General features: G+C 67.0%; 18 protein-coding genes and 2 tRNA genes. 6 read left to right on the top strand and 14 right to left on the bottom strand.

The window, feature by feature from the left end; genetic code table 11:
- Positions 1–166: 166 nt before the first annotated feature.
- A complete protein-coding gene (locus F3H57_RS20220; RefSeq protein ID WP_149758467.1) occupies positions 167–1,378 on the bottom strand; it encodes an ABC transporter substrate-binding protein in 1,212 nt (403 codons plus the stop codon).
- Between the two features lie 68 nt (positions 1,379–1,446).
- A complete protein-coding gene (locus F3H57_RS20215; protein ID WP_149758466.1) occupies positions 1,447–2,514 on the bottom strand; it encodes an aromatic ring-hydroxylating dioxygenase subunit alpha in 1,068 nt (355 codons plus the stop codon).
- 213 nt (positions 2,515–2,727) lie between these two features.
- On the opposite strand from F3H57_RS20215, the gene F3H57_RS20210 reads away from it, so the two are divergent.
- A complete protein-coding gene (locus F3H57_RS20210) occupies positions 2,728–3,150 on the top strand; it encodes a MarR family winged helix-turn-helix transcriptional regulator (protein ID WP_149758464.1) in 423 nt (140 codons plus the stop codon).
- A 155-nt stretch (positions 3,151–3,305) separates the two neighbouring features.
- Here F3H57_RS20210 and F3H57_RS20205 read toward each other — a convergent pair whose 3' ends face one another.
- Both F3H57_RS20205 and F3H57_RS20200 read right to left on the bottom strand, forming a co-directional pair.
- The gene (locus F3H57_RS20205; protein WP_149758462.1) at positions 3,306–5,105 is read right to left on the bottom strand and encodes an ABC transporter transmembrane domain-containing protein; all 1,800 of its coding nucleotides are present in this window, start codon (positions 5,103–5,105) and stop codon (positions 3,306–3,308) included.
- Positions 5,106–5,310: 205 nt separating this feature from the next.
- Positions 5,311–5,384, bottom strand: a tRNA-Gly gene (locus F3H57_RS20200).
- A gap of 157 nt (positions 5,385–5,541) precedes the next feature.
- Between F3H57_RS20200 and F3H57_RS20195 the strand changes: the two genes are divergently transcribed.
- Positions 5,542–6,024 (top strand): cupredoxin domain-containing protein, encoded by a 483-nt coding sequence (locus F3H57_RS20195; RefSeq protein WP_149758460.1) that lies wholly within the window; start codon positions 5,542–5,544, stop codon positions 6,022–6,024.
- 15 nt (positions 6,025–6,039) lie between these two features.
- Here F3H57_RS20195 and F3H57_RS20190 read toward each other — a convergent pair whose 3' ends face one another.
- The 7 genes from F3H57_RS20190 to secE form a co-directional block, all read right to left on the bottom strand.
- Positions 6,040–6,657, bottom strand: coding sequence for an SOS response-associated peptidase (locus F3H57_RS20190; RefSeq protein ID WP_149758458.1), 618 nt, complete (start codon positions 6,655–6,657; stop codon positions 6,040–6,042).
- Positions 6,658–6,673: 16 nt separating this feature from the next.
- Positions 6,674–7,870: a class I SAM-dependent methyltransferase gene (locus F3H57_RS20185; protein WP_149758457.1), complete on the bottom strand. Its 1,197-nt coding sequence runs from the start codon at positions 7,868–7,870 to the stop codon at positions 6,674–6,676.
- Between the two features lie 364 nt (positions 7,871–8,234).
- A complete protein-coding gene (gene rplA, locus F3H57_RS20180) occupies positions 8,235–8,933 on the bottom strand; it encodes a 50S ribosomal protein L1 (protein WP_149758455.1) in 699 nt (232 codons plus the stop codon).
- Between the two features lies 1 nt (position 8,934).
- The gene (gene rplK, locus F3H57_RS20175; protein ID WP_149758453.1) at positions 8,935–9,384 is read right to left on the bottom strand and encodes a 50S ribosomal protein L11; all 450 of its coding nucleotides are present in this window, start codon (positions 9,382–9,384) and stop codon (positions 8,935–8,937) included.
- 233 nt (positions 9,385–9,617) lie between these two features.
- Positions 9,618–10,205 (bottom strand): YdeI/OmpD-associated family protein, encoded by a 588-nt coding sequence (locus F3H57_RS20170; RefSeq protein WP_188129776.1) that lies wholly within the window; start codon positions 10,203–10,205, stop codon positions 9,618–9,620.
- A gap of 103 nt (positions 10,206–10,308) precedes the next feature.
- Positions 10,309–10,842 (bottom strand): transcription termination/antitermination protein NusG, encoded by a 534-nt coding sequence (gene nusG, locus F3H57_RS20165; protein ID WP_149758450.1) that lies wholly within the window; start codon positions 10,840–10,842, stop codon positions 10,309–10,311.
- A gap of 180 nt (positions 10,843–11,022) precedes the next feature.
- Complete coding sequence (gene secE / locus F3H57_RS20160; RefSeq protein ID WP_149758448.1) at positions 11,023–11,220, bottom strand: preprotein translocase subunit SecE; 198 nt, start codon at positions 11,218–11,220, stop codon at positions 11,023–11,025.
- A 276-nt stretch (positions 11,221–11,496) separates the two neighbouring features.
- Between secE and F3H57_RS20155 the strand changes: the two genes are divergently transcribed.
- Positions 11,497–12,075 (top strand): hypothetical protein, encoded by a 579-nt coding sequence (locus F3H57_RS20155; RefSeq protein WP_149758446.1) that lies wholly within the window; start codon positions 11,497–11,499, stop codon positions 12,073–12,075.
- Between the two features lie 168 nt (positions 12,076–12,243).
- Here F3H57_RS20155 and F3H57_RS20150 read toward each other — a convergent pair.
- A tRNA-Trp gene (locus F3H57_RS20150) sits at positions 12,244–12,319 on the bottom strand.
- A 614-nt stretch (positions 12,320–12,933) separates the two neighbouring features.
- Between F3H57_RS20150 and F3H57_RS20145 the strand changes: the two genes are divergently transcribed.
- The 3 genes from F3H57_RS20145 (at position 12,934) to F3H57_RS20135 (ending at position 13,719) form a co-directional block, all read left to right on the top strand.
- Positions 12,934–13,164, top strand: coding sequence for a hypothetical protein (locus F3H57_RS20145; RefSeq protein WP_149758444.1), 231 nt, complete (start codon positions 12,934–12,936; stop codon positions 13,162–13,164).
- Positions 13,165–13,228: 64 nt separating this feature from the next.
- Positions 13,229–13,459 (top strand): hypothetical protein, encoded by a 231-nt coding sequence (locus F3H57_RS20140; RefSeq protein ID WP_149758442.1) that lies wholly within the window; start codon positions 13,229–13,231, stop codon positions 13,457–13,459.
- 62 nt (positions 13,460–13,521) lie between these two features.
- On the top strand, positions 13,522–13,719 hold the full coding sequence (locus tag F3H57_RS20135) for a hypothetical protein (RefSeq protein WP_149758440.1): 198 nt from the start codon (positions 13,522–13,524) through the stop codon (positions 13,717–13,719).
- A 78-nt stretch (positions 13,720–13,797) separates the two neighbouring features.
- On the opposite strand, the gene F3H57_RS20130 is transcribed toward F3H57_RS20135, so the two are convergent.
- Positions 13,798–14,286 (bottom strand): GNAT family N-acetyltransferase, encoded by a 489-nt coding sequence (locus F3H57_RS20130; RefSeq protein ID WP_149758438.1) that lies wholly within the window; start codon positions 14,284–14,286, stop codon positions 13,798–13,800.
- A gap of 207 nt (positions 14,287–14,493) precedes the next feature.
- Positions 14,494–15,122 (bottom strand): EF-Tu C-terminal domain-related protein (locus F3H57_RS20125; protein ID WP_262504523.1); only part of this gene is annotated, 629 nt, incomplete at its 5' end.

The following is a 15,122-nucleotide window of genomic DNA, read 5'->3' as shown; positions in this document are numbered from 1 at the left end:
TTCGGGGGCTTTCGGTGGGCACGGGCGGCGACTTTGGGGAAGATCCAAGCCGATGCGTCGCGTGGTCGAGGGGCCTCCCGCCGGATCTCGGGTCTCCGGCGGGGCGAATGGCGGACATGGCGGCAGGCGCGGGTCCGGGCGGGTGCCGGGCCCGCCCGGAGCGGCCTCATTCGGACGGGCGCAGTTCGCGGACGGCGTCGTCGTCGGGCAGGTAGTCGGCACCGTCCTTGTAGTCCCAGTCGACCATCACGCCCTGGCCGTCTTCCAGCGCGGTGGTGCCGACCCAGGCGCCGAGCGTCGACTGGTTGTCGATCTCGCGGTAGACGATCTCGCCCGCCGGGGTCGCGACTTCGAGCCCCTCGAACGCCTGACGGATCGCGTCGCTCTCGGTCGATCCGGCCTTCTCCAGCGCCGCGGCGATGGATTGCGCGGTGGCGTAACCGACGAGCGAGCCGATCTTGGGCGTTTCGTCCCAGCGCTCCTGATAGGCAGTCACGAACTCGGCGTTGGCGTCACCCTCGAAATCGTACCAGGGATAGCCGGTGACGGTCCAACCTTCCGGGGCCTCGCCGCCCAGCGGCTCCATGTATTCGGGCTCACCCGACAAAAGGCCGTAGACCTCGCGGTCCTCGAAGAGGCCGCGGGTGTTGCCCTCGCGCACGAACTTGGCAAGGTCGGGACCGAAGGTGACGTTGTAGATCGCGTCGGGCTTGGCGCGCTCGATCGCCTGCACCTCGGCGCCGGCATCGATGCCGAAGAGCGCGGGCCATTGCTCGGCGACGAATTCCACGTCCGGTTTCAGCTCGGTCAGCACCTCCTTGAAGGCGGCGACGGCGTCCTTGCCGTAAGCGTAGTTGGGCGCGATGGTCGCATAGGTGGTGGCGTCGGTCTCCGCCGCCGCCTCCGCCAGCATCGCCGCCTGCATGTAGGTCGAGGCGCGCAGGCGGAAGGTCCAGGGATTGCCCTGCTCCCAGGTCACCGCGTCGGCGAGCGGCTCGGCGGCCAGATAGACCCATTCGCGGTTGCCGGCGAGAGAGGCGATGGCGAGGCCCACATTCGACAGGATCGAGCCGGTCAGCATCACGGTGCCTTCGCGGGTCATCAGTTCCTCGGCGATCTTGATCGCCTCGCCCGGCTCGCCCTGGTCGTCGCGGTAGACGAATTCCAGCGGCCGGCCCATCACGCCGCCGGCCTCGTTGATCTCTTCCACCGCCATGTCGATGCCCTTCTTGTAGGGCTCGGCGAAGGCGGCCATGCGCTTGTAATGGTTGATCTCGCCGATCTTGATCGGCTCGCCCTCCTGCGCGATGGCGGGAAGACCGGTCAGCGCCAGGCCGGCGCAGGCGGCGAGGCCGGTGAGGAAGCTCTTGCGGTGCATGGGTCGGGTCCTCTCTGTCGGATGGCCGGGCGCTGCCGCCGGCCGGGTGGGCGGGCTCTTGCGGCCCGTCAATCGTGGTGGACGTATACGGGTGCCTCGGGCGCGCCGAGATCCTCGGTCGCCTCGGCCTCGATCAGCTCCCGGATGCGCTTGCGGTACACGTTCGGGCCCTTGTCGATGGCGATGCGGATCGGCTTGCGGCGCTGCGGCCGGCATTCCTCCTCGTGGATCGCCTCCAGCACCTCCTTGTCCTCGTCGAAGGCGGTGCGGAACATCGCGTCCATCTGGTCCGAGGCCGCGTCGTCACCGAGCGCGGTGTTGCGCAGGTGCAGCCAGTGGTCGATCGTGTAGCCCTCCGTCACCGGGGTGACGAAATGCAGCGCGAAGATGCGCACGCCGCGATCCCTTTCGTCCTCGGGGCAGTTGAGGCCTGTATCGACCGAGCCGAAGTCGATCACCGCCGTCGAGGGCAGATGCAGGTAGTAGTAGTGCCAGCGATCCACGTTACCCTCGAACCCGCCGAACTTCTGGAAGAACCCGATAGGCTCGGAATTGCGGATCCAGCGCCAGGCGACGATCGCCTCCCCGGCGGTGCGGACGTGCACCGGCACGTTTTCGGACGCGGCATTGCCGAGGGTCGTGGGATGCACGAAGCTGACATGCGCCGGATCGACGAGGTTCTCGGCCACGTTGAGGTAATTGGCCCGGATGTGCAGCTTGTCGCCGTGGTGCAGGTGCCAGGCGGGGTCGGACAGCTCGGGCATGTCGAAGACGGACGCCGGGTCGGCCTTGTCCGCCTCGCCGGGCCAGACCCAGACGATGCCGTGCGCCTCGTGCACCGGGAAGGTGTCGACATAGGCCGACGCCGGCAGGTTGTCCTGCCCCGGCACGCGCACGCACTTGCCGCCGGTATCGAAAGTCATGCCGTGATAGCCGCACTGCACAGTGTCGCCGATGCGCTTGCCCTTCGACAGCGGCAGGAGCCGGTGCGGGCAGCGATCCTCGAGCGCGGCGACGCGCCCGTCCGAGGCGCGGAACATCACCATGCGGCGATCGCAGATCGTCAGCGGCGTCAGCGCTTCGGCGAAATCGCGTGACCAGCCGGCCACGTACCAGGCGTTGCGGACGAAAGGCATCGTTCGTTCCCCCTCTTGCGACGGATCGGGCCGCCCCTTGACGGCCTCCTTCGGCAGGCCCATTGGAGCGGTTAGAATCGTTAGCTGTCAAACAAACTTTTTCGTCCGGACGGCTTGCGCGGATTGGCAATTGCGTTTGTGGGCGGATCTTGCGCAAGATTTACCCGGTTTGCAATCGGCGCGCCCGGCGGCGCATGAGCGGGATCAGGAACCATGGATGACGCGACCCCGATGCCGTACCGGCTGGAAGAGCAGATTGGCTTCAAGCTGCGGCTGGCGAACCAGAAGCACCTGGAGATCTTCGCTCGGCGGATGCCGGAGGTGACGCCGACGCAATGGGCGATCCTGGCCAAGCTCGGCGACGAGGGGGCGATCAGCCAGAACCAGCTGGGGCGGCTCGTGGGGATGGACGCCGCCACGACCAAGGGCGTGGTCGACCGGCTGCGCGGCAAGGGGCTGGTTGAGCGCAAACCCTCCACCACCGACCTGCGGCGGCTGGATATTTCGTTGACCGAGGCGGGACGCGTCTTTGCCGCCGAGGCAGTGGCGCAGGCGCGACAGATTTCGGACGATACGCTGGCGCGGCTGACGCAACGCGAACGGGAACGGCTGCTGGCGCTGCTGGACAAGCTCTGAGGCGGACGGAACGTGCCCAAGCCCCGTGACCCGCGATTGGGTGACGCTTGCGCTTCGTTCCACGGTCTTCCGGACATGCCAATCATAAGGCACACCCGCTCGGCGGTGCGGATCGCCGGACCGCGGTCCGTCGCCGCGCGGCTTGCACCTGGAAGCTATTCCGCAGCGATGCCGTCGGTGAACTGCAAGCGGGCGAGCCGCGCATAAAGACCACCTTCGGCGACCAGCGCGTCATGCCGGCCGATTGCGACGATACGTCCCGCCTCCATGACCACGATCCGGTCCGCCTTCTTCACCGTAGCCAGCCGGTGCGCAACGATGATCGTGGTGCGGCTCTGCGCAAGATCGTCGACCGCCGCCTGCACCGCCCGTTCGCTCTCGGCATCGAGCGCGGAGGTCGCCTCGTCCAGCAGCAGAACCGGCGCGTCGCGCAGGATGGCACGGGCGATGGCGACGCGCTGCTTCTGTCCGCCGGAAAGCATCACCCCGCGCTCGCCCAGCCAGGTGTCGTAGCCCTGCGGCAGTTCGGCCACGAAGTCGTGCGCGGCAGCGGCGCGGGCGGCCGCCTCGATCTCCGCATCGCTGGCGTCCGGACGGCCGAAGCGGATGTTGTCACGCGCCGAGGCGGCGAAGATCACCGGATCCTGCGGCACCAGCGCGATATGCCGCCGGAACGCGGGTCGCGACAGCGTATCGAGCGGCACGCCATCCAGCGTCACCCGCCCGGCCTGCGGATCATAGAACCGCTGCAGAAGCTGGATGATCGTGGTCTTGCCGGCGCCGGACGGGCCGACCAGCGCGACCGTCTCTCCCGGCTCCACCACCAGATCGACATCGTCCAGCGCCGAGCGCTCGGGCCGCGACGGATAGGCGAAGCACACGCCCTCGAAGACGACCCGGCCGCGCACCGGCTCGGGCAGTGCGGCGGGCTCGGCGGGGTCCTGCACCGCATCTTCCGCATCGAGCAGTTCAACCAGCCGTTCGGTCGCGCCCGCGGCACGCTGGAGCTCGCCCCAGATCTCCGACAGGGCGGCGACGGCACCGGCGACCATGACCGCGTAGATCAGGAACTGCACCAGCGCGCCGACGGTCATCGTTCCCGCCCGCACATCCCACGCGCCGATCCACAGGACGCCGACGATACCGGTGAACACAAGGAAGATGACGATCGCCGTCAGGAACGCCCGCGTGCGGATGCGCCGCCGCGCGGCGTCGAAGCTCTTTTCCGTGACCTCCGCGAAGGCGGATTGGGACACCGACTCGTGGGTGTAGCTCTGCACCGTCTGCACCGCCTGGAGCGCCTCCGAGGCGTTGCCGGAGGAAGCCGCGATCCAGTCCTGGCTCTCGCGCGAAAGCTGGCGCAAACGGCGGCCGAGCACCAGGATCGGCACCACCACCGCCGGAACGATCAAGAGCACCATCGCCGTCAGCTTGGGAGATGTGTAGAGCATCAGCCCCATGCCGCCCACGAAGAGCAGCACGTTGCGCAGCGCGATTGAGATCGACGAGCCGATCACCGACAGGATCAGCGTGGTGTCGGTGGTGATCCGGCTGAGCACCTCGCCGGTCAGGACGGATTCGTAGAACGCCGGCGAGAGCGAGATCACCCGGTCGAACGTCGCCTTGCGGATATCGGCCACGACCCGTTCGCCGAGCCGCGTGACCAGCGCGTAGCGCAGCGCGGTACCGAGCGCGAGCAGCCCCGCGATCCCCAGCGCCGCCAGGAAATACTGGTCCAGTAGCTCCGCGTCGGGTCCTTCGAAATTGTCGACCACCCGGCGCACCGCCAGCGGGAGGATCAAAGAGATCACCGCCGTCGCGACGAGCGCAGCGATCGCGCCGAGCACGAGCAGCCGATAAGGTGCGAGGAACGGTGAGAGCCGGGCCAGTGCCCCAACCCGGCGCGATTTCTCCCGCTCTTCCTGCGCTTTGGCCGGCGCGCTGTTTCGGGCCATGCGGCGCCTCCCCATGTGCGATCCGGGCTGTTCTGCCATTCTGAGCCGCCGGGTCAAGCGACCTCATGCCGCGCATGGATGTCGCGGATGGGGGCTCTGCCTCCAGACCATCGGCGTATTTCCCGGCAGATCAGACAGGTGGGCTGCGCTACGCCGACAGGATCGGCGTGCGAAACGGCCGGAAGCACTGCGAAGAAAAGGAAGATGGAGCGGGCAGCGGGAATCGAACCCGCACCAAGAGCTTGGAAGGCTCGTGTGATACCATTTCACCATGCCCGCGAGGTGCAGAATGGGTATGCGACACATCCGGGATGGTCAAGATCAAAGACCCGGGCAGCGCGGCCTTCGCCCCCGTGCCTCAATTCGGCCGCAAAACCGAGCTACCGGTGCGGCCAGCCACGGGTGGGGATCTGTGACAGAAGGTGAGGTGCGTGACATGCGTCGCACGATGATGGCGGCCATCGCCGCGGCCCTCTGGCTGACCGCCGGCGCGGTCCGGGCGGAGGAACACGAAGTGGTGATTCTCGGGGACGGGTTCTTTCCAGGCGTCGTCTACGCAGTTCCCGGCGATACGGTGCGTTTCGTCAACGCCGGCGACGGCGAGGCCGCAGCGACAGCCACCGACGAGACCTGGTCCACGGGCGTTATGCCCCCCGCCGGTGAGGTCATGATCGAGGTTGTCGCGGGGATGAGCAAGCCGTTCGACAACAGGATGCCGGCCGTCGCGACAACGACGACGACGACGCAGGCCGAGACGACCACTGACGACTCCGCGACCGAAGCGGAGAACGTGGACTGGGATCCGGAGAGCGCGACATCGGAGGCCTTGCTCGAATGGGAAAATCCCGCGCCCGTTCAGCTTGACGCCTTGGGCGCACCGATTGAGGCGACAAACGCGGATAGCACGACCTCCCCCTGACCGACGGCCCGCCGCTCAACCGGGTGCGCGTTCTGTAAAGACCAGCGCGCCGTCCTGCGGCGGCTGCATCAGGCGCGCGGCGCCGGTGCCCGCCTCCCCGAGCCAGAGCGGCCAATCCGCGGGTTCGACGATTACCGGCACGCGGTTGTGGATCCGCGCCATCCCCCCGGTCGCCTCCGTGGTGACGATGGCGCAGGTCGTGAGTGTTTCCCCATCCCGCTCCCAGCGCTGCCAGATGCCGGCCATGACCAGCGGCAAGTCGTCGGCGCGGGTGATCAGATAGGGCTGCTTGGTGCCGTCCTCGTAGCGTCTCCATTCGTAGAAGCCCGCCGACGGGATCAGGCAACGGCGGCTGCGTGCCGCGGCGCGGAAGGCGGGCTTGTCGGCCACCGTCTCGGACCTTGCGTTGATCAGAAGCGGGCCATCCTTCATGTTCTTGTACCAGTGCGGAAGGAACCCCCAGCGCATCCCCTCGAGCCGGCGGACGCCAGCCTCGTCGGTGCGTACGGCGGCGATGGTCTGGGTCGGACAGACGTTGAGGTTCTGCGCGCCCGGCACGTCGTTGCCGGGCACCGCATCGAACAGGCGGGCCATCGCATCGGGCGGCAAGGTCACGGCGAAACGTCCGCACATGGGCTGGTCCTTCGGGTCAGCGACGCAGGAGGCCGGAATAGAGGAACAGCCCCCAGGGGCCGAGCGTCGCCTCAATTTTTGCCCAGAGCCCCGCGGCCACGATGGGATCGAGCCCGGCCGCGCCGGCGATTTCACGCATGGAACGCCGGCCGTCGATGCGCGCCAGAAGCGGCGCGGCGCGCGCCGGCAGTGTCAGCGCGCGCGATTCGGAGCCGAGCCGCAGCGGCAGTGGCTTGCCTGACGAGACGGCACGCGCGGCGGCATCGGGTTTCACCCCGCGCAGGTGCGGCACCAGCCCGGTGTCGCGATGCGAGGGCGCATGATGCGCGGCACCCTCGGGGACGGCATAGGCGATATGGGTCTTGATCGTACCGCGCAGTTTCTCGGCCAGCGCCATGCGATCCGCCTCCGGCAGATCCGCGCCGTGGCCGGTGAGTGTCGACAGATCGTAGAGCCCAGGCATCGCGAACCGCGCGAGCCGCCAGCCGGTCTCGTCCAACATCTCCAGAAGCTCGGGGACGGAAAACGGACGGTCCTGGCCATGCAGCAACAGGTCATAGAAGCCCGCTTCCGAGGCGCGGTGATCCACCAACCCGGGATTGCTGCGGAAGGGATGGCCCTCCGGCACAGCCTCGAAGAGTTCCCGCGCGGCGCCGAGGCGGGCGTCAGGGGCGAGCCCATCGAAGAGTGTGCCGAACGCCTCCTGCAGCGGGTAGACCCCAGAGCGGCCAAGCGGCGCGTAGACCATGAACCCGAGCCCGCCGCCGGGGGAGAGCGCGGCGCGCAGCGCGCGGAAGCCCTCGGCCGGCTCGGACAAGTGATGCAGCACGCCGCAGCAATCGATGTAGTCGAACGTGCCATATTCCGGCGCATCGAGAAGCGAGCCGGTGCGGAACGTGATGGTGTCGAGGCCGCGCGCCTCCGCCCGCGCCTCCGCAATTTCGCGCGCGCGAGGGGAGAGGTCGAGATAGGTGATCTCCGCCGTGCGTTCCGCGCTCTTCAGGATCTGAGCCAGCTGAATGAGGCCGTCGCCGGTCCCGCCCCCGGCGACAAGCGCGCGGAGCGGCCGCGACCAGTCGCGCGCGCCGGCCCAGAGCGCATCGTCCATCTCCAGCGGGTGCGAGGGGGAGCCGGTGATGAGGCGCCTGGCCTCATCCGCGGGATCGCGTTCCGGGTAGGGATAGGCGTCGTAGTGTTCGGTGACGGTGACCATGGTGCGCTCGCGCTGCCTGCAAGCGTGGTGATAGCCGGTTCGGCGCGGACGCGCGAGGGGCGGTGCGTTCGGATGGAGACGGCAGGGGCCGGGTGCCCGAACGCGCCGACCCGCGCGTCGACGGGGAGCGGGCTGGCAATCATGGCGATGATCGGCTGCGCTTCATGCCTGCCACATCCGGGCGACCTCCGAGCGTCACGGAAGCGCCTGCCAATCGCAGGTCCGGGGGCGGCCCGGCGAGGGGCGGCGGCGTGACGACCTTGCGTCCGCGCGGAGGCAGCGTTCGAGCGGGACGATGTGACGCCTGAAACGAAAAGGCCCCGGGGCAGCGCCCGGGGCCGGTCGTTGTTCAGGTGCGAAGCTTTCAGCCCTGCGTGGCGTTCGACACGTCCACGGAGACGCCCGGGCCCATCGAAGAGGACAGCGTGACCTTCTTCATGTAGGTGCCCTTCGCACCGGCCGGCTTGGCCTTGGAGACCGCGTCGACGAAGGCTCGGATGTTCTCGGTCAGCTGCGCCTCGTCGAACGACACCTTGCCGACGCCGGCATGGACGATGCCCTTCTTCTCGGCCTTGAATTGGACCTGGCCGCCCTTGGCGTCCTTGACCGCCTGCGCGACGTCCATGGTGACCGTGCCGACCTTGGGGTTCGGCATGAGGTTCCGCGGGCCAAGGATCTTGCCGAGACGGCCGACCACCGGCATCATGTCGGGCGTGGCGATGCAGCGGTCGAATTCGATCGTGCCGCCCTGAATCGTCTCCATCAGGTCCTCGGCGCCGACGATGTCGGCCCCGGCTTCCTGCGCCTCTTCCGCCTTCGCGCCGCGGGCGAAGACCGCCACGCGGGTGGTCTTGCCGGTGCCGTTGGGCAGGCCGACGACGCCGCGGACCATCTGGTCAGCGTGCCGCGGATCGACGCCGAGGTTCACCGCGATCTCCATGGTCTGGTCGAACTTGGTGTTGCAGTTCGACTTGATAAGGCTGACCGCTTCCTCGACCGTGAGGTTTTCCTTGCCTTCGAACGCCGCCTGCGCGGCCTTCATGCGCTTGCCGATCTTGCCCATGTCACTTCACCTCGATGCCCATGGACTTCGCCGAGCCCAGAATGATCTTCATCGCGTCGTCGACGGAATGCGCCGACAGATCGCGCATCTTCGCCTCGGCGATCTCGCGCACTTGCTTGCGGGTGACGGTGGCCACGGTCTCGCGGCCCGGCTTCTCGGCGCCGCGAGGGCGGTTGCGCTTGCCCACGGGCTTCATGCCGGCGGCTTTCTTGAGGTAGTAGGACGCCGGCGGCGTCTTGATGTCCATCGTGAACGACTTGTCCTGATAATACGTGATCAGGGTCGGACACGGGGCGCCGGGCTCCATCTCCTGCGTCTTGGCGTTGAACGCCTTGCAGAACTCCATGATGTTGATGCCGCGCTGACCCAGCGCGGGGCCAACGGGCGGCGACGGGTTGGCCTTGCCTGCAGGGATCTGCAGCTTCATCTTGCCAGCGAGCTTCTTGGCCATCTGGCGTCTCCTTTTCCATCTCCCCTCGGGACGCGTCCCCGGGGCGTTATCGTGGCGTGGTCAGGTCCGGAGCGCGCGCGCCCTCGCCTCCCACGTGGCGGATGCCTTCATCGAAGGACAGGACGCGCGCGTACACCCTTTGCCCGCCGGGCGCAATAGGATCTGCCGTCCGGCAGCGAGGGGCCGGCCCTCGCGCACCCGGAGTATTTGAGGCCCAAGGAAGCGGGGCGACCTCAGCGATCGTGCAGCCCCCTGCCGGCGAGTATGGCTGCGCGGTGCTTGTCGATGCGGGCCGACCGGGTCTCGGATTTACGCGCCCCGGCAATGGCCACGACATAGCCGCGACGGCGCCCCGGCGTCAGCGACTCCCAGGCAGCGGCAAGGTCGGGGTCGGCATGAAGCGCGGCCACGAGCTCGTCCGGCAGATCGAGATCGTCCGGCGGCAGATCGACCCGGCGGCCGAGCCGCTCATTGTCGACCGCCTGCCGCAGGAAGCCTCGCAGAATCGGCTCTGTCCGCACCAGCTCCTCGACGGACCCGCACTTGAAATAGCGCGCGGAGCGGGAGTTCGGACCCGGCGGGACCAGGGTGCCCTCCGGATCCTCAAGAAGGACACCCTTGAAGAAGGACACGAAGGCCGTGTCTTTCAGCGCGTCGACCATGCAGACGTTGCCGCCATGCGCGGTGTAGCAAGGAGAGCGCCATTTCAGCGTCTCGGTCAGGCCCTCGTCCAGCACGACGCGGCGAAGCGCGGCAATTTCGTCGCGCCACGGCCTCTCCCTAGCGAGATATCGCTCGATCCGGGGGTCGGCCTGGCCCATGTCGGTCACATCCCAAGCGCCGGGCGGCAGGCCCGGCGGCGTCAAGGCTATCACATGTCGGGCCGTTACCGGTAGGGCGCGAAAGTCGCCCATGGCCGAAAGCTCAGGACTGCTTGGTCACCTGGGTGAACTCGAGCTCGACGGGCGTTTCGCGGCCGAAGATGGACACCGACACGCGCAGGCGCTGGTTGTCCTCGTCGACGCCCTCGACCATGCCGTCGAAATCCTCGAACGGGCCGTCGTTGACCTTGACCTTCTCGCCCACCTCGAAATGGATGAGTGTGCGCGGGGCTTCCTCGCCCTCCTGCACCCGGCCGAGGATCGCCTCGACCTCCGCGTCGCGCATCGGCATCGGCCGGCCCTGCGGGCCGAGAAAGCCGGTCACCCGGTTGATCGAGTTGATCAGGTGGTAACCCGCGTCCGACATCTCCATCCGGACCAGCACGTAGCCGGGCATGAAGCGACGCTCTGTCGACACCTTCTTGCCGCGGCGGATCTCGATGACCTCTTCGGTCGGGACCAGAACTTCCTCGATCTGGTCCTCGAGCCCCTGCTCGGCCACCGATGTCCGGATCTGTTCGGCCACCTTCTTCTCGAAATTCGAGAGAACGCTTACCGAATACCACCGCTTCGCCATCTGGCCTCGACCTTTCCGTTTCCGTGCGCGCCCAATGCGCGACTTCGATCCGTTCCTCGAGCGGCGCCAGCGCAAATCGGCGCGCAACACGACTCATTGCACGCCGCACCCGGGAGAGTGGCGTGTGCCCTACGCCATGGCCCCGGCGAATTCAAGGGGCGCGCGCTGCGCCGCCGCGTTTCAGCTGAAGATGCCGAGAAGGCCCTGCAGGCCGCCGCGGATCGCCAGGTCGACGAGCGCGAAGAAGATCGCCGTGAGCGTTGCCATGATGAACACCATGACCGTGGTCAGCAGGACCTCGCGGCGGGTGGGCCAGACCACCTTGGCGACCTCGGCGCGGACCTGCTGAACGAATTGAAGCGGGTTGGTACGCGCCATCTGGCAGCCTTTCGATCTGGTGTCAGCCAACGGACGCGACATACGGCCAAGGGCGGCGGGACGCAAGACCCAGGACCATCGGTCGCCGCGGCCGCCGCGCCCCCCTCCGCTCAAGTTCCGTCAACTGGCCGTGAAGACGGAAATTTCTGTCGGAACGACCAAGCGATCGGTGCCGTTCTTGGACCATAGCGAAGCCGAATTGGCATTCGCAGCGCCGCGGCGCCGCCGCGGATGAAAAGAATGACACGAGACGAGTTGATCGAAGGAGATCGAGACATGAAACGCATCCTGATGGCTTCCGCCCTGACCCTGACCGCAGCAACCGCCGCGATGTCGGCCACCTCGAACGAGATCGCACGCATCCAGCAATACGTGCCCGATGCCGACATCTCCACTTGGTCGCAGCCGCAGGTCGATCAGGCGCTCAACATCATCAACAGCACCGACAACCGCAGCGACGCGGAAGCGCAGCTGCAGGCGCTGATGAGCGACGACATGACCGCCGTTAGCGGCGCAGAGCTGACCGAGGCAGAGCGCACGCAGCTTGACCAATACGTCGACGGCGTGGACTACAGCCAGCTGCCGCAGGCACGAGTGGATGCCGCTCTGAGCGTCCTCAACAGCGAGATGTCGGAATCGGATCGTGCGGGCCGCATCGAAGAGCTTCTGATGGGCGACGACATGGCCGCTTTGGGCAATAGCGCCACGGAAGCCGAGATCGCCATGATCAACCAGGCGGCACCGAACGTGGATGTCTCCACGCTGAGCGATCCGCAGGTCGACGCGATCCTGGTGATGATCGAGCAGTCGGATTCCGCCGACATCGAGAACGAGATCGAAGCCTACGTCCAGTAAGGACATGGCATACATCTGACGAACCGGCGGGTCCTTCGGGCCCGCCGTTTTCGTGTGGATGGCCCACACCGATCGCAGCGGCCGGCTTGCGGCGTCCGGCCGGCCGGACACGTGTCTGGGAGACACCCGGGCCGCGCCGATTACGCGCTGCTTTCAGGAAAGAAAAAATGGCAGGGGCACCAGGGCTCGAACCCGGGACCTACGGTTTTGGAGACCGTCGCTCTACCAACTGAGCTATACCCCTCCGGCCAGCGCTCATTAAATTTTCGGCGCGGGAGCGTCAACCGGTTATCGCGCCGCCACGCAGCGCCAAGTGAGCCTCAGGCGTGAAATCTCGAAACAGGTTGCATCCCGGAATTATTACGATATAACGTATTATACCCGTCCACCATTTGGACACGCCTTGGCGTCGGAGACAGTCCCTGCTGCTCCGGCGCCTTTTCTTTTGCGTCGCCACAGAGCGCGATCACCGCCCAAAACTGCAATATGGATCACGCAGCGGCCATTGATCGTAAACGCGCCGCGAGGCACATTTCACTTTTGACTTGTGCGCTTAAAAACAGAACCTGTTCTCGGCTATTCTAGGGGCTACAGGCCCAGCCCATATCACGGAAAATGCCGGGAGCGGACCGCAAAGATATCAATCATCTTATTGATTATAAAAGCATTTATTCGGCGTAATCACGCGATGGGGCGACTGCAAATCACATTCAAGCGCAAGTTCCGGTGAGCCCTGCACTGAACTTGCGCAGATTGGCAGGTCCGCCGCGGCATCCCAACTCCCAATCATCGGAGGGCAAGACACTCCGACCCTCTCATAGCACCTTCGGGTGCCGCCACATGACAAAGGACACACCGATGAAAACCTTCCTCGCTTCCCTCGCCGTCGCCGCAACCGCCGCAATCCCCGCAGCCGCCGTGACCTCGCACGACGCCGCACAGGTCAAGATCCAGCGGTACGCGCCGAACGTGGATGTCGCCGCGCTCTCGAACGCCGAAGTCGCCACGCTGCTCAACGTGATCAACTCCGGCGACAGCCGCAGCGACGTCAGCGCCAAGATCGAAAGCCTCGTCCGCGCCTACCAATAACCTCTTCGGCCCCGGGCCTCGTGCGCCCGAGCTGCTTCAGACACGCAAGACAAAGGATACACCGATGAAAACCCTCCTCGCTTCCCTCGCCGTCGCCGCAACCGCCGCGATCCCCGCCGCCGCTGTGACCTCGCACGATGCCGCTCAGGTCAAGATCGAGCGTTATGCTCCGAACGTGGATGTCTCCACGCTCTCGAACGCCGAAATCGTCACGCTGCTCAACGTGATCAACTCCGGCGACAGCAACAGCGACGTCGGCGCCAAGATCGAAAGACTCGTCCGCGCCTACCAGTAAACCCGCGTGGCAGCGCGGGGTGCCGCCCTGGCACCCCGCCTTCCCTTCCCACTAGGTTCGCCATGAAACCGCTTCTTGCCCTGGCCGTGCTGACCGCATCGCTTGCCGCCGAACCGGCGCTTGCGCTGAAGACCGAGGCGCCGGTGACCGATCGTCCGAACACGCGGTTCCAGCCGGCGCTCGCCCTGCCCGCCTCCACGGCATCCATGATCCGCGACGCGTTTGCGCCACTGTATCTCTCGGCGCCCGGTGCACGCTGAGCAGGCTACGGCGCGGATGACTCCGCGGCATGCGCTCCGGCCGCGCGGCGATGCCCGGCCGCAGTGTCGCCGCGGACTTCAGAGTGGCTTGAAACGCCGGAGCACTTGAGTGCTTTCGTAGCCGAGCGCCGCGTAGATGTCGCGGGCCGGCGACTCTCCGGCATCGCCCGACGTCTCCACCATCGCGATAGCCATGCCGGCCCTGCGAAACAGGTCCTCGGCCGCTTTCATCAGCGCGCGTTCAGTCTCCACCGGCTGACTGTCGGGAGCCGCGGCGAGCATTCGGATCTCGCCCAGGCTGTCGGCAGGACGCAGGCGGGTGCCGACAAAGCCGACCAGGTCGCCGCCTACATAAGCCAGAAGCACGTTCTGCGGGGCGCTGTCGAGCAGGCGGCCGATATCCTCGATCTGTCTCACCTGCCAGCCGTTCGGATAGAAGGCACGATGCACGTAGGCGGGGACCCGGGTCCGGGCGACGGCGAAGGCAGGGCTCCAGGCCCGCAGCGCGAGGTCGATGACCCGGTCGCGGTCGTCCTTGCGGTAGGGAATGATGCGGATCGAATTCATTTCTCAGCATCTAACACGTCTGCGGAACCGCTGGCACCCTTGCGGACCGCAGTAGCGCCGTTGCGACACGCGGGGGGCGGGCGCGGCTCGACGTCGGCTGCACCGCGAACCGGGCAGAACGCAAAGCGCCCCGTCCGGCAGGACGGGGCGCGACGCAACACACGGATGAACGGACGAGGCCCCGCACGCGCGGGGACCCGCCGCCGATCACTCGATGATCTTGGCGACGACGCCGGAGCCGACGGTGCGACCGCCTTCGCGGATGGCGAAGCGCAGGCCGTCTTCCATCGCGATCGGCGCGATCAGCTCCACGCCGAACTTCAGGTTGTCGCCCGGCATCACCATCTCGGTGCCTTCCGGCAGCGTCACCGTCCCGGTCACGTCCGTCGTGCGGAAGTAGAACTGCGGGCGGTAGTTCGCGAAGAACGGCGTGTGGCGGCCGCCCTCTTCCTTGGTCAGGATGTAGACCTCGGCCTCGAACTTGGTGTGCGGCGTCACCGATTTCGGCTTGCACAGCACCTGGCCGCGCTCGACGCCGTCACGGTCGATGCCGCGCAGCAGCGCGCCGATGTTGTCGCCCGCCTCGCCGCGGTCGAGCAGCTTGCGGAACATCTCGACGCCCGTGCAGGTCGTCTTGCGGGTGTCCTTCAGGCCGACGATCTCGAGCTCGTCGCCGACATTCACCACCCCGCGCTCGACCCGGCCGGTGACCACCGTGCCGCGGCCCGAGATCGAGAACACGTCCTCGATCGGCATCAGGAACGGCTGGTCCACGGCGCGTGCCGGCTGCGGGATGTAATCGTCGACCGCCGCCATCAGCTCCTTGATCTTCTCTT

It is taken from the genome of Roseivivax sediminis (assembly GCF_900112685.1).
GTDB lineage: Bacteria > Pseudomonadota > Alphaproteobacteria > Rhodobacterales > Rhodobacteraceae > Roseivivax > Roseivivax sediminis.
This window is presented reverse-complemented; position numbering and strand designations above follow the sequence as displayed.

Bases quoted from the DNA above. Each gene is read 5' to 3' on its own strand.
- F3H57_RS20170 (WP_188129776.1), bottom strand. From the start codon at position 10,205: ATGGGCCAGGCCGACCCCCGGATCGAGCGATATCTCGCTAGGGAGAGG.
- F3H57_RS20215 (WP_149758466.1), bottom strand. From the start codon at position 2,514: ATGCCTTTCGTCCGCAACGCCTGGTACGTGGCCGGCTGGTCACGCGAT.
- rplA (WP_149758455.1), bottom strand. From the start codon at position 8,933: ATGGGCAAGATCGGCAAGCGCATGAAGGCCGCGCAGGCGGCGTTCGAA.
- F3H57_RS20155 (WP_149758446.1), top strand. From the start codon at position 11,497: ATGAAACGCATCCTGATGGCTTCCGCCCTGACCCTGACCGCAGCAACC.
- F3H57_RS20185 (WP_149758457.1), bottom strand. From the start codon at position 7,870: ATGGTCACCGTCACCGAACACTACGACGCCTATCCCTACCCGGAACGC.
- F3H57_RS20140 (WP_149758442.1), top strand. From the start codon at position 13,229: ATGAAAACCCTCCTCGCTTCCCTCGCCGTCGCCGCAACCGCCGCGATC.
- F3H57_RS20205 (WP_149758462.1), bottom strand. From the start codon at position 5,105: ATGGCCCGAAACAGCGCGCCGGCCAAAGCGCAGGAAGAGCGGGAGAAA.
- nusG (WP_149758450.1), bottom strand. From the start codon at position 10,842: ATGGCGAAGCGGTGGTATTCGGTAAGCGTTCTCTCGAATTTCGAGAAG.
- rplK (WP_149758453.1), bottom strand. From the start codon at position 9,384: ATGGCCAAGAAGCTCGCTGGCAAGATGAAGCTGCAGATCCCTGCAGGC.
- F3H57_RS20130 (WP_149758438.1), bottom strand. From the start codon at position 14,286: ATGAATTCGATCCGCATCATTCCCTACCGCAAGGACGACCGCGACCGG.
- F3H57_RS20135 (WP_149758440.1), top strand. From the start codon at position 13,522: ATGAAACCGCTTCTTGCCCTGGCCGTGCTGACCGCATCGCTTGCCGCC.
- F3H57_RS20145 (WP_149758444.1), top strand. From the start codon at position 12,934: ATGAAAACCTTCCTCGCTTCCCTCGCCGTCGCCGCAACCGCCGCAATC.
- F3H57_RS20210 (WP_149758464.1), top strand. From the start codon at position 2,728: ATGGATGACGCGACCCCGATGCCGTACCGGCTGGAAGAGCAGATTGGC.
- secE (WP_149758448.1), bottom strand. From the start codon at position 11,220: ATGGCGCGTACCAACCCGCTTCAATTCGTTCAGCAGGTCCGCGCCGAG.
- F3H57_RS20220 (WP_149758467.1), bottom strand. From the start codon at position 1,378: ATGCACCGCAAGAGCTTCCTCACCGGCCTCGCCGCCTGCGCCGGCCTG.
- F3H57_RS20195 (WP_149758460.1), top strand. From the start codon at position 5,542: ATGCGTCGCACGATGATGGCGGCCATCGCCGCGGCCCTCTGGCTGACC.
- F3H57_RS20190 (WP_149758458.1), bottom strand. From the start codon at position 6,657: ATGTGCGGACGTTTCGCCGTGACCTTGCCGCCCGATGCGATGGCCCGC.